The 14,660-nt window shown below is 70.2% G+C and carries 14 protein-coding genes; 4 read left to right on the top strand and 10 right to left on the bottom strand.

Annotation, left to right across the window (positions count from 1 at the left end; genetic code table 11):
* Positions 1 to 13: 13 nt before the first annotated feature.
* From ABEB00_RS29030 to sodN, 4 genes are all read right to left on the bottom strand, one after another.
* Positions 14 to 1,477 (bottom strand): MFS transporter, encoded by a 1,464-nt coding sequence (locus tag ABEB00_RS29030; RefSeq protein ID WP_345623444.1) that lies wholly within the window; start codon positions 1,475 to 1,477, stop codon positions 14 to 16.
* 130 nt (positions 1,478 to 1,607) lie between these two features.
* Positions 1,608 to 2,066, bottom strand: coding sequence for a VOC family protein (locus tag ABEB00_RS29025; RefSeq protein ID WP_345623443.1), 459 nt, complete (start codon positions 2,064 to 2,066; stop codon positions 1,608 to 1,610).
* Positions 2,067 to 2,106: 40 nt separating this feature from the next.
* Entirely contained in the window at positions 2,107 to 3,132 is a 1,026-nt protein-coding gene (locus tag ABEB00_RS29020) for an aldo/keto reductase (RefSeq protein ID WP_345623441.1), read from the bottom strand.
* 819 nt (positions 3,133 to 3,951) lie between these two features.
* Complete coding sequence (gene sodN, locus ABEB00_RS29015; protein ID WP_345623440.1) at positions 3,952 to 4,347, bottom strand: superoxide dismutase, Ni; 396 nt, start codon at positions 4,345 to 4,347, stop codon at positions 3,952 to 3,954.
* A gap of 144 nt (positions 4,348 to 4,491) precedes the next feature.
* Between sodN and sodX the strand changes: the two genes are divergently transcribed.
* Entirely contained in the window at positions 4,492 to 4,926 is a 435-nt protein-coding gene (gene sodX, locus ABEB00_RS29010; protein WP_345623439.1) for a nickel-type superoxide dismutase maturation protease, read from the top strand.
* Here sodX and ABEB00_RS29005 read toward each other — a convergent pair.
* Positions 4,830 to 5,459 carry a CGNR zinc finger domain-containing protein gene (locus ABEB00_RS29005; RefSeq protein ID WP_345623438.1) on the bottom strand — a complete coding sequence of 210 codons (630 nt, stop codon included), beginning with the start codon at positions 5,457 to 5,459 and terminating at the stop codon, positions 4,830 to 4,832. The two genes, sodX and ABEB00_RS29005, sit on opposite strands and share 97 nt — an antisense overlap.
* A 100-nt stretch (positions 5,460 to 5,559) precedes the next feature.
* Between ABEB00_RS29005 and ABEB00_RS29000 the strand changes: the two genes are divergently transcribed.
* Positions 5,560 to 6,330, top strand: coding sequence for a class I SAM-dependent methyltransferase (locus ABEB00_RS29000; RefSeq protein ID WP_345623436.1), 771 nt, complete (start codon positions 5,560 to 5,562; stop codon positions 6,328 to 6,330).
* A gap of 130 nt (positions 6,331 to 6,460) precedes the next feature.
* On the opposite strand, the gene ABEB00_RS28995 is transcribed toward ABEB00_RS29000, so the two are convergent.
* Genes ABEB00_RS28995 through ABEB00_RS28985 form a run of 3 tightly spaced genes read right to left on the bottom strand, consistent with a single transcriptional unit; the run spans position 6,461 to position 9,186 of the window.
* The gene (locus ABEB00_RS28995) at positions 6,461 to 7,249 is read right to left on the bottom strand and encodes an amino acid ABC transporter ATP-binding protein (RefSeq protein ID WP_345623434.1); all 789 of its coding nucleotides are present in this window, start codon (positions 7,247 to 7,249) and stop codon (positions 6,461 to 6,463) included.
* Positions 7,246 to 8,184 (bottom strand): amino acid ABC transporter permease, encoded by a 939-nt coding sequence (locus ABEB00_RS28990; protein WP_345623432.1) that lies wholly within the window; start codon positions 8,182 to 8,184, stop codon positions 7,246 to 7,248. Before ABEB00_RS28990 ends, ABEB00_RS28995 begins: the two co-directional genes overlap by 4 nt.
* A gap of 39 nt (positions 8,185 to 8,223) precedes the next feature.
* Positions 8,224 to 9,186 carry an ABC transporter substrate-binding protein gene (locus ABEB00_RS28985; protein WP_345623560.1) on the bottom strand — a complete coding sequence of 321 codons (963 nt, stop codon included), beginning with the start codon at positions 9,184 to 9,186 and terminating at the stop codon, positions 8,224 to 8,226.
* 687 nt (positions 9,187 to 9,873) lie between these two features.
* Here ABEB00_RS28985 and ABEB00_RS28980 point away from each other — a divergent pair.
* Positions 9,874 to 11,118: an NAD(P)-dependent malic enzyme gene (locus ABEB00_RS28980; RefSeq protein ID WP_345623430.1), complete on the top strand. Its 1,245-nt coding sequence runs from the start codon at positions 9,874 to 9,876 to the stop codon at positions 11,116 to 11,118.
* A gap of 277 nt (positions 11,119 to 11,395) precedes the next feature.
* Positions 11,396 to 12,361 carry a zinc-binding dehydrogenase gene (locus ABEB00_RS28975; RefSeq protein WP_345623429.1) on the top strand — a complete coding sequence of 322 codons (966 nt, stop codon included), beginning with the start codon at positions 11,396 to 11,398 and terminating at the stop codon, positions 12,359 to 12,361.
* A gap of 104 nt (positions 12,362 to 12,465) precedes the next feature.
* Here ABEB00_RS28975 and ABEB00_RS28970 read toward each other — a convergent pair whose 3' ends face one another.
* Together ABEB00_RS28970 and ABEB00_RS28965 are read right to left on the bottom strand one after the other, a co-directional pair.
* Positions 12,466 to 13,518 (bottom strand): PadR family transcriptional regulator, encoded by a 1,053-nt coding sequence (locus ABEB00_RS28970; protein WP_345623427.1) that lies wholly within the window; start codon positions 13,516 to 13,518, stop codon positions 12,466 to 12,468.
* A 1-nt stretch (position 13,519) separates the two neighbouring features.
* Positions 13,520 to 14,566, bottom strand: coding sequence for a DUF4097 family beta strand repeat-containing protein (locus tag ABEB00_RS28965; protein ID WP_345623425.1), 1,047 nt, complete (start codon positions 14,564 to 14,566; stop codon positions 13,520 to 13,522).
* Positions 14,567 to 14,660 lie beyond the last annotated feature (94 nt).

Raw genomic sequence — 14,660 nt, 5'->3', positions numbered from 1 at the left:
GTTCGATGCCCGGTCAGACAACGGGTGCGGTGACCTCGCCGCGCCTGGCGGCCTGTGAGTGTTCGCGGCTGTCACGGGTGGAGATCAGCACGGCGGCGAGCACGACGCCGGCGAGGGCGAAGCAGGCGCCGACGAGGAACGCGTCCTGGAACCCGTCGGTGAGGGCGACCTTCGGGTCCCGTACACCGGAGGTGAGCGCGTCGGTGGTCGCCGAGTTGGCGATGGAGGCGAGGATCGCCAGGCCGAGTGCGCCACCGATCTGCTGGCTGGTGTTGATCATGCCGGAGGCGAGGCCGGCCTGCTCCGCGGTGGTACCGGTCACCGCGGCGATCGTCATGGGTACGAACGAGAGGCCGAGACCGATGCCGGCGAGCACCGAAGGGCCGAGCACGTCCACGGCGAACGAGCCGTCCGGGCGTACCTGGGAGAACCAGGCGAGTCCCAGGGCGACGAACGCCAGGCCCGCCATCAGCACCGGCTTGAACCCCAGCCGGGTGACCAGGGTCGAAGCGGCGGTCGCCGCGACGATGATGGACACCGACAGGGGCAGATAGGCGAAGCCCGCGGCCAGCGCGCTGAACCCGAGCACCTGCTGCAGGTACAGGGTGATCAGGAAGAACATCGAGACCAGGGCCATGCCGACCAGAAGACCCACGACGTTGGCACCGCGCAGCGTGCGCAGGGAGAACGTCGACAGCGGCAGCAGCGGCCCGCGCGAGCGCCACTCGATGACGACGAACGCGGCGAGCAGCACCAGCGCGGCCGGCCCGCGCAGCAGGGTGGCCGTGGAGGTCCATCCCGCCTTGTCCGCGTCCACGAGCGTGTAGACGAGCAGGGCCAGCCCGGCGGACACGGTGACCGCACCGGGCACGTCGAAGGCGCGCTCCCGCGTACCGCTGGTCGACTCGACGAGACGCTTCGGTGCCTGCCAGATGATGACCGCCCCGATCGGGACGTTGACGAACAGCACCCATTCCCAGCCGAGGTACTCGGTGAGAACGCCGCCGAGCAGCACACCGGCGGCGCCTCCGGCGCCGGCGACAGCACCCCAGATGGCCAGGGCCCGGTTGCGCTCACTGCCTTCCTGGAAGGTGGTCGTCACGATGGACAGGGCCGCGGGCGAGGCGATCGCCGCGCCCAGGCCCTGCAGCGCCCGCGCCGCGATCAGCCAGGTCTCGTTCTGGGCGAGACCGCCGAGCAGCGAGGCGATCGTGAACAGTGCGATACCGGCCACGAACATGCGCCGCCGGCCGAGGAAGTCGGCCAGGCGCCCGCCGAGCAGCAGGAACCCGCCGAAGGCCAGGACGTAGGCGTTGACCACCCAGGAAAGGTGGTCCTGGGAGATGCCGAGTGCGGTGCCGACCGAGGGCAGTGCCACGTTGACGATCGACGCGTCGATCACGACGACGAACTGGGTCAACGCCAGCAAGGCGAGCGCGAGGTTCCTCGCGCGTGGGGTGGTGAGATCTGCGGGCATGGGTGAACGACACTCCCAATGTCTGGCTGAGCGACGGGGAAAAGGTGATGCGCGGGTGTGGGCCTCGGACCGCGGGCACCGGTCGGGGGGCGACGCCCAAGTGGTTTCCGGGCGTCGCCCCCCGCGGTGGTCACTCCTCGTGGACGTTGATCAGCCAGGTCACCCCGAACCGGTCGGTGACGATGCCGAAGCCGGGCGACCAGTTCGACGAGGCGAGGTCTTCGACGACGGTCCCGGACGCGGTGAGGCGCTCGAAGAGCGTTGTCGCCTCTTCCAGGCTTCCGATGCGCAGGCTGACGAACATCGGCTGCTCGGTGAGGGTCGTGCCGTTCGCCCGACGGGTGGACCCCGGCTTCCCGAAGTCCGGCTCCTGGACGCCCGGGATGTCATAGCCCATCAGGACGAAGCCGTCAGCGGTGGTGACCTGGCCGAAGACGACCCGGTCGGCGTCCGGCGCATCGGCGGGCATGCCGAAGTCCTGGTAGGTGTGGAACAGCAGGTCGCCGTCGAAAACGCTCTTGTAGAACTCGAGCGCCGGGCGCGCCTGGCCGTTCGCGAAGTTGATGTGCGGGATGGCGGATATGGACATGGAGAGATTCCGTCCGTTCATGGCTCGGGGGTGGGGGTCGTCAGCGCCGGCGCTGACGTGAGTCGGTGAGCGCGGGCGGGAAGTAGCCGGCGTCCCCGGCGGTCATGTTGCGGCCCGGAGGCACGATCTGGTCGATGCGGTCGAGGACGTCCTGGTCGAGGACGAGGTCGGCGGCGCCGAGCTGGCTGTCGAGCTGTTCCACGTCCATCGGGCCGATGATCGGTGCGGTCACCGCGCGGTGGGAGAGCACGAAGCCGAGGGCGAGGTGGATCAGGGACAGACCGGACTCCTCGGCGAGCTGGGCGAGGGCCTCGACGGCGTCGAGCTTGCCGGCGTTGCGCGGGGCCTCGATGTCGAAGATGCCGGGCATGAGCTCGGTGCGGCTGCTCACCTGGCCGGTGGCACCTTTGCGGAACGTGCCGGAGAGCCAGCCGCCGCCGAGCGGGCTCCAGGTGAGCACGCCGATGCGGTGTGACTCGGCGGCGGGCAGGACGTCGGCCTCGATCCCGCGGGCGAGGATCGAGTACGGGGGCTGCTCGGTCACGAACCGGCTCAGTCCCCGGCGTTCGGCCGCCCACTGCGCCTCGACGAGCTGGTGGGCCGGGAACGTCGACGTGCCGAAGTACCGGATCTTCCCGGCCCGCTGCAGATCGGTCAGCGCCCCCAGCGTCTCCTCGATCCCGGTCGCCGGATCGGGGCGGTGCACCTGGTAGAGGTCGAGGTGGTCGGTGCCGAGCCGCTTCAGGCTGTCCTCCACCGCCCGCATGATCCACCGGCGCGAGTTGCCGCGGTCGTTGACGTCGTCGCTCATCGGGTTGTGGAACTTGCTCGCCAGGACCACCGAGTCGCGGCGTCCCCCGGCCAGCGCCTTGCCGACGATCTCCTCGGCCTCCCCGCGGGCATAGAGGTCGGCGGTGTCGACGAAGTTGATGCCGGCATCGAGCGCGTGGTGGATCGTACGGATCGAGTCGTCGTGGTCCTTGTTGCCCCAGGACCCGAACATCATCGTGCCCAGGCACAGCGAGCTGACGCTCAGGCCCGTGTCCCCGAGAGTGCGGTACTGCATGTGATCACCCGTTCTTCAGGACGGCTCCGCATCCCAGCGTCCGGCGGCAGAGGCCGCACCACCCGCTCAACGCTCCGAGCTTCGACGCGGCGGAACTCGCTCATAAAACGGTACTGACGGGTTCCGGTAACGTCAAGTACCGATACCGGACGGTATCGATCAGGCTCGTCTGAGAGCGGGGAAAGCGGAGGCTGGAGCGAGCTGCCTTTGGCCTCGGTGGCTCTCGCCGGCATGCCGGGCTGTTCGATGCGGTCGAGGAAGTCCAGCACTCGATCGGTGGCCTGAGCTGCGGGGTGTTCGGCGTGCGACGGCAGGCTGCTGTCGGTGAGCAGGTGCCTGTCGCCGGAGTGGAGGAACAGTTCGGCATCCGTCGCCGTCTCGACGAGCGCCCGGGCGTCGCCGAACTCCGCTACCGGGACACCTGCCTCCAGCGGTAGCGGGCCCGCCGACGGTCAGCCCTTGCCCGTGGTGGAACACCAGCCCCTCAGCCATGTCGCTCCCCTCGCGCTGGAGGTCGGAGCGGGCGGCCTTGAGGGCGCCCTCGGCGTTCAGCGGGCGTTCGCGCCAGGTCGCCTCGCGGTCGTTGTCCTGATCGGCGAGGATCTGGGTTCGCCGCTCACCGGCATCGGCCACCGCCGGAGCTTCTCGCGGCGGAACCGGGCGAGGACGTGGTGGACGTGTCCGACGGCGGCCTCGGCGGAAGAAAAAAAGACCGCACCCGGTCCGTCACCGACGCCGTGCTCGGCGGACTGTGGACCGGGTGCGGACCGGAAGACCTAGCGGCCAAGGGAAGCGCAGGTCAAACGGCATGATCGAAGATCAGGCCTTCTTGGTCTCCCAGAAGATCTTGTCGATCTGGGCGATGGAGTCCAGGGCCTTCTGGCCGGTGGCCGGGTCCGTGGACGCCTTGGCGGCCGAGAGGGCCTTCAGGGTGTCGTTGACGAGCTGGTGCAGCTCCGGGTACTTCTCGAAGTGCGGGGGCTTGAAGTAGTCGCTCCACAGGACCGACACGTGGTGCTTGGCCAGCTCCGCGCGCTGCTCCTTGATGACGGTGGCGCGGGCCTGGAAGTGCGGGTCGTCGTTGCCGGCCATCTTCTCCTGGACGGCCTTGACCGACTCCGCCTCGATACGGGCCTGGGCCGGGTCGTACACGCCGCAGGGCAGGTCGCAGTGGGCACTGACCTTGACCTTGGGGGCAAACAGGCGGGAAAGCATGGAGCATCCTTCCTCGTGATCGTCTTCTCACCGTGGACATTACTCCGTGGAGGACGTGATTTCGCGGGTGCCCCCGTGGGCTTAGGACAAAAGTCCGGGGTGAGACTGAGACTGGTGGAGGAATGACCGGGGAGGTGCCGGGAGATGCCGGAACTGTCGCAGGAGACCGAACGCGCGAGAGGGGCGCTGCCCTTCGGACCGGCCGAGGTGACCGGGCCGTCGATGGTGCCCACGCTGTACCACGGGGACCAGCTCCTGGTGCACTGGGGCGCCCGGATCAGGCCCGGTGACGTGGTCGTCCTGCGCCACCCGTTCCAGCAGGACCTGCTCGTGGTCAAGCGGGCCGTGGAGCGCCGCGAGGCCGGCTGGTGGGTGCTCGGGGACAACGCCTACGCCGGCGGCGACAGCACCGACTACGGGGCCGTGCCCGAGGAGTTCGTCCTCGGCCGGGTCCGCGCCCGCTACCGGCCGCGCAAGCCCGCTCAGCGCTCGCCGCTGGCGCTGGCCGGCTGGGCGCTGTCGGCGCTCCGGCCGGTGCTGACCGAACGGTCCGCCTCCAGACGTTTGCGGGCGCGGTAGGCCGCCACGTTGGCGCGGGTGGCGCAGCGGTCGGAGCAGTACCTGCGGGAACGGTTGGTGGAGGTGTCCAGGTAGGCGTTGCGGCAGGGGGCCGCCTCGCACAGGCCCAGGCGGTCCACGCCGTACTCGGTGAGGTGGAAGGCCAGACCCATCGCGGCGATGGCGGCGTAACCGGCGGTCGCGTTCGAGGGGTGGTGCGCCAGGTGCATGTGCCACAGGGGGCGGCCGTCGTCGTCGCGGACGTCGTGGCCGGAGATCTGCGGGCTCACCGGGAACTCCAGGAGCAGGGAGTTCAGCAGGTCCACGGCGAGCGTCTCGTCGCCCGCGTCGGCGGCCTCGAAGACCGACCGGAGCCGTGCCCGGACCGAGCGGAAGCGGGTCACGTCGGCCTCGGCGGCGCGCCGGGCGGCCGACTGATTGACCCCGAACAGCTCGCGGACCGCCTCGATCGAGGTCAGCGCGTCCTTGCCCCGGGCCGGCTCCTCGGTGTTGACGAGCCGTACGGCGTAATCCGAGTAATAGGCCAGTTCCACTTGTAGTCCTTACGACGGGGCTCTAGGGTCGTGCCTGTGATCAGGTAATGGCTGATCGTCGTTCCAGGGTATTACGTGTTGGCACCCGAGGAGGGGCTCTATGACGGACGCGGACACCACCACGGCCGGTACCGACTGGCATGCCTGGCAGGAGAGCTGGGACCGGCAGCAGGAGTGGTACATGCCGGACCGTGAGGACCGCTTCCGGATCATGCTCGACATGGTGGAGGCGCTGGCCGGACCGGCCCCGCGCGTGCTCGACCTGGCCTGCGGCACCGGCAGCATCACCGCCCGGCTGCTCGCCCGCCTCCCCGAGGCCACCAGCACCGGCGTCGACCTCGACCCCGCCCTCCTCGCCATCGCCGAGGGCACCTTCGCGGACGACGGCCGCGTCACCTTCGTCACCGCCGACCTCAAGGACCCCGACTGGCCGGCGAGGCTGCCGTACGACTCGTACGACGCGGTCCTGACCGCCACCGCCCTGCACTGGCTGCACGCCGAACCCCTCGCGGTCCTCTACGGCCGGCTCGCGGAGCTGGTCCGCGACGGCGGTGTCTTCCTGAACGCGGACCACATGATCGACGAGTCGACACCGCGGATCAACGCGGCCGAACGCGCGCAGCGCCACGCGCAGATGGAGCGGGCCAAGGCGCAAGGCGCTCTCGACTGGGCCGAGTGGTGGCAGCTCGCCGCCCAGGACCCGGTCCTCGCCGAGCCCACCGCACGGCGGTTCGAGATCTACGGCGAGCACGCGGAGGGCGACATGCCGTCCGCCGCCTGGCACGCGCGCGTGCTGCGCGAGCAGGGGTTCGGCGAGGCCCGGCCGGTGTGGTGCTCCCCGTCGGACACGCTGCTGCTCGCGGTGAAGTGACCGGAGGCCGGAGGCCGGGGACCGGGGGGCGGGGGGCGGGCTTGCGCCGGTGACCGGGGGCGCGGGTGACCGGGCGCGTGGGAAGGGGCGGTACGGGAATTCCGTACCGCCCCTTCACCGGTGGCTCCGGTCAGAGCACCTTGGACAGGAACGCCTTCGTCCGCTCGTGCTGCGGGTCGGTCAGGACCTCGCGCGGGTTGCCGGACTCGACCACCACGCCGCCGTCCATGAAGACCAGGCTGTCGCCGACCTCGCGGGCGAAACCCATCTCATGGGTGACGACGACCATGGTCATGCCGGACTCGGCGAGGTCGCGCATGACGTCCAGGACGTCGCCGACCAGCTCGGGGTCGAGTGCCGAGGTCGGCTCGTCGAACAGCATCAGCTTCGGGTCCATCGCCAGCGCGCGGGCGATCGCCACGCGCTGCTGCTGGCCGCCGGAGAGCTGCGAGGGGTAGCTGGCGGCCTTGTCGGCCAGGCCCACCCGGTCCAGGAGCTGCGCCGCACGCTCCCGGGCCTGGGGCCTGCTCACGCCCTTGACCTGGACCGGTGCCTCCATGACGTTCTCCACGGCGGTCAGGTGCGGGAACAGGTTGAAGCGCTGGAAGACCATGCCGATGTCCCGGCGCTTGAGGGCGACCTCGCTGTCCTTCAGCTCGTAGAGCTTGTCGCCCTTCTGCCGGTAACCGACCAGTTCGCCGTCGACGTAGAGACGTCCGGCGTTGACCTTCTCGAGGTGGTTGATACACCTCAGGAAGGTGGACTTGCCGGAGCCGGAGGGGCCGATGAGGCAGAAGACCTCGCCGGCGTCCACCTGGAGGTCGATGCCCTTGAGGACCTCGACGGCGCCGAAGGACTTGTGGACGCCCTCGGCCTTCACCATGGGGTGGGAGGCCGCGGGCGTGGCGGGCGGCGTCATGCCGTTGCTCCCTTCGGGCGGCGGGCGGGCAGCACGGCGGCCCGGAGACGTTGGAGCGGAGTCGGCGGCAGGGCACGGGTCGAGCCGCGGGCGTAGTACCGCTCGACGTAGTACTGGCCGACGCTCAGGATCGAGGTCATGATCAGGTACCAGGCGGCGGCGAGGAGGTACATCTCCACGGTGGAGCCCGCGTTCTGGCCGATGTCCTGAGCCTCCTTGAAGAGGTCGTAGTACTGCACCGCCGAGACGAGCGAGGTCGTCTTCAGCATGTTGATGACCTCGTTGCCGGTCGGCGGCACGATCACCCGCATCGCCTGCGGGATGACGATCCGCCGCAGCGTCTTGCTGTGGCTCATCCCCAGGGCGTGCGAGGCCTCGGTCTGTCCCTCGTCGACCGAGAGCAGGCCGGCGCGGCAGATCTCGGCCATGTAGGCGGCCTCGTTGAGGCCCAGGCCGAGCAGCGCCGTCAGCAGCGGCGTCATGAAGGACGACCAGTAGTCCTTGTAGATCGGCCCCAGGTTGATGTACTCGAACACCAGGCCGAGGTTGAACCAGACGAAGAGCTGGACCAGGACCGGCGTACCGCGGAAGAACCAGATGTAGAACCAGGCGATGGACGAGGTCACCGGGTTGGTGGAGAGCCGCATCACGGCGAGCAGGATGCCGCCGACGATGCCGATCAGCATCGACAGCACGGTGAGGAGGAGGGTGTTCCAGACACCGTCCAGAATGCGGTGGTCGAAGAAGTAGTCCGGGATCGCGCCCCAGTTGATCTTTCCCTGCGCGAAGGCGTAGACGACCGCCCCCAGCAGGGCGAGCGCGACGAGCGCGGAGAGGTACCGCCCCGGGTGCCGGACCGGGATGGCCTTGATGGCCTCGGGGCCGGCGGAGGGGGCCGGGGAGGGACCGTCCGCCTTGTTGACGTCAGCAGTCACGGGTGGAGCCTTTCGGAAGCCGGGTCGCACGGGGCCGGGTCAGGAGCCGCCGTTGATCTTGGCCTCGGTGACCGCGCCGTCCGCGACACCCCACTTGTCGATGATCTTCTTGTAGTCGCCGCTGTCGATGATCGCCTGGACGGCCGCCTGGAGCGCGTCGCGCAACTGGGTGTTGTCCTTGGCGACCGCGATCCCGTAGGGGCCGGCCTCGACCTGGTCGCCGACGATCTCGAAGTACTTGCCGGCGCCGGAGTTCCGCACCGAGTACGCGGCGATCGGGAAGTCGGCGGAGACGACGTCCGCGCCCTTGGAGCGCATCCGGGTCTCGGCCTCGGGGTTGGTCGAGAAGTCCTCGATCTTCAGCGTCTGCTCACCGGCCTCCGTACACTTCTTCGCCTGGTCCTTGGCGAGGTCGTGGGAGAAGGTGTTGCGCTGCACGGCCATGGTCTTGCCGCAGAGGTCGTCCCAGGTCTTGATCCCCTGGTCGTCGCCCTTGTTGGTGTACAGCGACACGCCGGCGGTGAAGTAGTCGACGAAGTCGACGCCCGAGCCGACCTTCTTCCCGGTGTCGGCGTCGACGCCCTCCTGCCGGTCCTTGGTGTCCGTCATGGCCGACATGGCGATGTCGTACCGCTTGGAGGCGAGGCCGCCGATGAGCGTGTCGAAGGTGGCGTTCTGGAACTCGAACTTCACGCCGAGCTGCTTGCCCATGGCGTCGGCGAGGTCGGGGTCGATTCCGGCCGTCTTGCCGGAGTCGTCCTTGAATTCGACCGGCGCGTAGGCGATGTCCGAACCGACCTTGATGACGCCCTTGTCGCGGATCGCCTGGGGCAGCTTGTCGGCGAGGGGAGCCGAGTTCGCGGACTGGCTCTCGCTGGACTCGTCGTCCTTGGTCTGGTCGCCGCATCCGGTGAGCAGCAGCGCGCCGGCGACCGCGATCGCACCGACCGCGGCAGTGCGGGAGTACGCGGCGGTCGTACGACGGGTGGAGCTTGCGGTCATGGTGGGTTCCTCCGGCGGATGGGTGGAGTAGCCGATGGTGCGGGCGCCTGTCGAGGGGTCCGGCAGGCGCTGGGGGTCGACGGGTGCGCGCGGCGGCTGTCGGCGGCGGCACACGGGTGTCGGCATGGCACGCATCTTCGGGTGTCGCTACCTCGTCTGATTACGGCATCTTGCCATTCGGACGACGCGGTTCAGGGGGACCGGCATGTCAAAATCGGATAACGGGTGAACCCCCTAACCCGACCAGGTCGGTACATCCCGACCGAACCTTTGCGGGAATCGATGCTTCCGGCCGGAAGATTTCCGGCGGACTCCGCCATGCGGACAGGGCGCGCCGCTGTGGCCCGCGGTGCGAAAGTGACGTTTCGCTGTTGTCAAGAGGCACGCGGGAGCTTGTCCGGAAGACGGACTATGAGTCATGTCACCGACATCTGGCAGGCGGCGTTCGTCCGGTGAAGCCGCGTCCTCCGGTATGTGAGCTTGCGCCTATGGGGCTCGTCGCGAAGGGCGTGCGTCCGGTAAGAAGGTTCTTTACACCCCTCATCCGGGGCTCAGGGTGCGTGTGCGGCGCACCCATCGCGCACAGGCCCGTACGCATCACCTCCCCTGGGCCTTGCGCGGTCCCGCCCACCCCTCACCAGGAGTGGACAAACCCTCAAACCGTGAATACTTAAGGGGTAAAACGAAGTGGCAGCGGAGATCGTCAATCCTCGCAGCGACAGCGACAGCGACAGTGGTTTCAGGGCGGAGCGGGAGGAGCCGGGGGCGGAGCCCCTCGACACCTTTGATCCCGCGTTCGCGTTGCACCGCGGCGGCAAGATGGCCGTGCGGGCCACCGTGCCGATCCGCGACAGGGACGACCTGTCCCTGGCGTACACGCCCGGCGTCGCGAAGGTGTGCAGCGCGATCGCCGAGCAACCGGAACTGGTCCACGACTACACCTGGAAGTCCTCGGTCGTGGCGGTCGTGACGGACGGCACGGCCGTGCTCGGGCTCGGTGACATCGGTCCAGAAGCCTCCCTTCCCGTGATGGAGGGGAAGGCGATCCTGTTCAAGCAGTTCGGCGGTGTGGACGCGGTTCCGATCGCGCTCGACTGCACGGACGCCGACGAGATCGTCGAAACGGTGGTGCGGCTCGCGCCTTCGTTCGGCGGCGTCAACCTGGAGGACATCTCGGCGCCGCGGTGCTTCGAGATCGAGCGCAAGCTCCAGGAGCGGCTGGACATCCCGATCTTCCACGACGACCAGCACGGCACGGCGGTCGTGACGCTGGCGGCGCTGCGCAACGCGGCGCGGCTGAGCGGGCGGGCGCTGGGCGAGCTGCGGGCGGTGATCTCGGGCGCGGGCGCGGCCGGGGTCGCCATCGCCAGGATGCTGGTCGAGGCCGGTATCGGGGACGTCGCGGTGGCCGACCGCAAGGGAGTCGTGTCGAAGGACCGGGACGACCTGACGCCGGTCAAGCGCGAACTGTCCGAGTTCACCAACAAGGCCGGGCTGGCCGGCTCGCTGGAGACGGCCCTGGCGGGCGCCGACGTCTTCATCGGCGTCTCCGGCGGTACGGTCCCGGAGGCCGCGGTCGCCTCGATGGCCGAGGGGGCGTTCGTCTTCGCGATGGCCAACCCGAACCCGGAGGTGCACCCGGAGGTCGCGCACAAGTACGCGGCGGTCGTCGCCACCGGGCGGTCCGACTTCCCGAACCAGATCAACAACGTGCTGGCGTTCCCCGGGATCTTCGCGGGCGCGCTCCAGGTGCGGGCGTCGCGGATCACCGAGGGCATGAAGCTCGCGGCGGCCGAGGCGCTGGCCGCCGTGGTCGGCGACGACCTCGCGGCCGACTACGTCATCCCGTCCCCGTTCGACGAGCGGGTCGCGCCGGCGGTCACGGCCGCGGTCGCGGCGGCCGCACGGGCGGAGGGCGTCGCGCGTCGGTGAGCGTCCCGGGTGCCGGGTGCCGGGTGCCGTGTGCCAGGTGCCCCGGGTGCCAGCCAGGTGCCGTGTGACGTGTGATGTGTGAGTTGTGTGGGGAACGGTCCCGTCCTTGGTGGCGGGGCCGTTCGCTGTGTGCGGGCTCTCCGGTGTGCGGCCCGGGTACGGGTGGACTTCGGTGGACTTCCGTGGGCTTTCTCGCCGCCGGCCGTGGTGGCAAGAGGGCATGTGTCACAGGGGCTTGTGGTTCCGGTCGGCGGGCGCGGAACCTATCGTCGGGGCCATGTTCGCTGTCTACGCCGCCCGAATCGACCGCGACCAGCCGCTCTCCGGCCTCGAACTGGGAGAGCGTCCGGCTCCCGAGGCCCGTCCCGGCTGGAGCGTCGTCGATGTCAGGGCCGCTTCCCTCAACCATCACGACCTGTGGTCCCTGCGCGGGGTCGGTCTGCCGGAGGACCGGCTGCCGATGATCCTGGGCTGTGACGCCGCCGGTGTCGACGAGGACGGCAACGAGGTCGTCCTGCACTCCGTCATCGGCCAGAGCGGGTATGGGGTCGGCCCGAAGGAGCCCCGGTCCATCCTCACCGAGCGCTACCAGGGGACGTTCGCCGAGCGGGTCGCCGTGCCGACCTGGAACATCCTGCCCAAGCCCGCGGAACTCTCCTTCGAGGAGGCCGCCTGTCTGCCGACCGCCTGGCTGACGGCCTACCGGATGCTGTTCACCAACGCCGGGGTCCGTCCCGGTGACTCGGTGCTGGTGCAGGGTGCCGGAGGCGGGGTCGCCACGGCCGCCATCGTGCTCGGCAAGGCGGCCGGGCTCCGCGTCTTCGCCACCAGCCGGGACGAGGCGAAGCGCAAGCGCGCGCGGGAGCTGGGGGCCGTGGAGGCCGTGGAGCCGGGGGCGCGGCTGCCGCAGCGGGTCGACGCGGTCATCGAGACGGTCGGCGCCGCCACCTGGTCGCACTCGGTGAAGTCGCTGCGGCCCGGCGGGACGCTGGTCATCTCCGGGGCCACCAGCGGTGACCGGCCCTCGCACGCCGAACTGACCCGGATCTTCTTCCTGGAGCTGAAGGTCGTGGGGTCCACGATGGGCACCAAGGACGAACTGGAGGACCTCCTCTCGTTCTGCGCGGCCACGGGGGTGCGTCCCGTCCTCGACGAGGTGCTGCCGCTGGACCGGGCGCGGGAGGGCTTCGCCCGGATGGAGTCCGGGGAGCAGTTCGGGAAGATCGTGCTGTGTGCCTCCTGAGTGCCTCCTGAGTGCCTCCTGAGGGGCGTGCGGTGGTGAGGTGAGCGGCGGCGGCGGGCCCGGGTGGCCCGCCGCTTCCTTCGGGGGGAGGGGCAGGGGCAGGGTCAGGGACGCGGGGCGCGCAGGAGTGCGCCGAGGTGTGCCGCCGCCGTGGACAGGTGGTGGCGGGCTTCGCGCAGTTGACCGGGGGTGACGCCGTGGTCCCGGGCCGCGTCGCGGACGTCGTCCCGGAAACGGTCCAGCAGGCGGTCCAGGTCGCGGGCCGGGTCGCCGGTGGAGTCCGCCGTCTCATGGGCCCAGGACGGTTCGTAGTCGGCGGGGAAGTCCTCGGGGGTGGCCGAGTACTCCGGGTGGGGCGCCGCGGGCCCGGGGCGGCCGAAGCCGAAGTCCTTGCCGAACTCGCCCATCTCCTTGGCCAGCTCCGACAGACCCTCACGCAGGCCCGTGGGCCAGTCGCCGCGGGTGAAGTGGTCCTGCACCTGCTCCTGTACCCGGCGGGCGATGCGCTGGACCTCCTCCTGCGCCTCCTTGGCCTGGTCTCTGGCCCGGTCCTGCATCTCCTGGGCCTGGGTGCGCGCCCGCTGAGCCTCCTCGCGGGCCCGGCGGCTCTCGTCCTTGGCCCGCCGCGCCTGCTCCTTCCACTCCTGCTTGACGCGGCGCATCTCCTCCTTGGCGGCACGCCAGGCGTCCTTGTCGCCCAGGTCACCGCCGCCGAAGAAGTCGCCGTACCCGGCGCGCTGCCCGCCCGGCTGTCCGGTACCGCCGCCTCGGCGGGCCTCGGAGGCAGCCGCCCGCATCTCCCGGCGCAGATCACCCGCCGCGCCCTGCACATCGGCGCGGATCTCCGCGGCCAGTTCGGCGACGGACTCACGGATCTCCAGCTCCAGGTCGGCCAGTTCCCCGCTGCGGTCGGCCAGTTCGGCGCGGCCGGCGTCGGTGATCGAGTAGACCTTGCGTCCGCCCTCGCTGGTGTGGGTGACCAGCCCTTCGGCCTCCAGCTTGGCCAGGCGCGGGTACACCGTGCCGGCCGAGGGCGCGTACAACCCCTGGAAACGCTCCTCCAGGAGGCGGATCACCTCGTAACCGTGGCGCGGGGCCTCGGCGAGCAGCTTCAGGAGGTAGAGGCGGAGGCGGCCATGGGCGAAGACGGGGGCCATGTCAGAGCACCTTCTTGTCGGTCGGGCCGTCGGTCGGGTCGTCCGTGGCGTCGTCGTCCCGGTCGGCGGTGGAATTGTCCCCCGAGATGTTCCGCGGGCCGCCGGCCGCGCTGGTGTCGGCCGTGCTGGTGTTGCGCGGGCCGCCGGCCGTGCTGGTGTCGGCCGTGCTGGTGTTCCGCGGGCCGCTGGGCGTGCTGGTGTTGCGCGGGCCGGTCGACGGGGCGGTGTCGCCGCGTTCGTCCTCCGCCGGCGGGCGGCGCAGCAGGGCGATCGAGCCGGAGACCGTCGTCGCCTTCAGGCGGCCGTTGCCCGCGCCCAGCCGCCCGGTGATCCGCTTGGCGCCCCACTGGCCGCCGACCTTGAGGTCCTCGAAGGCGTTGGAGACCGTGCCGCTCGCCGTGTTGGCCTCCACCTGGGCGTCGGCGGGGTGGGGCAGCCGGATGGCGATCTCGCCCGAGACGCTGTTCAGGCCGATGTCGGTGGAGCCGCCCGCCGGGTCGACATCGACGATCATCGAGCCGCTCACCGAGTCGGCCCGCACGGAGGAGCCCGCCGCGACGACCGTAAGGTCGCCGGAGACGGAGTGGAAGCGCAGGTCGCCGCTCACGTTCTGGGCTTCCACATTGCCGGTGACCGTGTCGGTGCGTGCCGGGCCGGTGAGGCCGACCAGGGTGGTGTCCCCGGAGACGCCCCTGACCTCCGTGCGGCCGTCGACGCCGGAGATCACGGCCGTGGCGCCGATCGTGCCCACCTCGACGCGCGTGCCTGCCGGAACGGTCAGGGAGACGACCGCGGCGCGGCGCCGGCTCTTGCCGTCCAGCCACTGGAGGAACCCCTTCCAGGGCAGATCCTCGTAGGCCACCGTGAGAGCGCCGCCCACCTGGCTCACGATCAGCGGCGGCCCCTCGATCGAGGAGATCTCCAGGCGGGCGGGACCCTCGTCGGTGCCGACGACGTTGACCGCGCCGTCGACGATGCGCACATGGAGCTCGCGCACGGGGTCGTCGAAGGTGAGTCGCCTCGGCTCCGTGACGGACCACTTGGTCATGGTGCAGACCTCCTACCGACGCGCCATATCGCGTCCTCGTGAATTCACGATATATCGTGGTCGGTCCGCTGGCAACACTCGGCCGCCGGACACT

It is taken from the genome of Streptomyces ziwulingensis (assembly GCF_039542605.1).
Taxonomy (GTDB): Bacteria; Actinomycetota; Actinomycetes; order Streptomycetales; family Streptomycetaceae; genus Streptomyces; species Streptomyces ziwulingensis.
The sequence above is the reverse complement of the archived record's forward strand: the minus strand, read 5'-3'. Positions and strand labels throughout refer to the sequence as shown.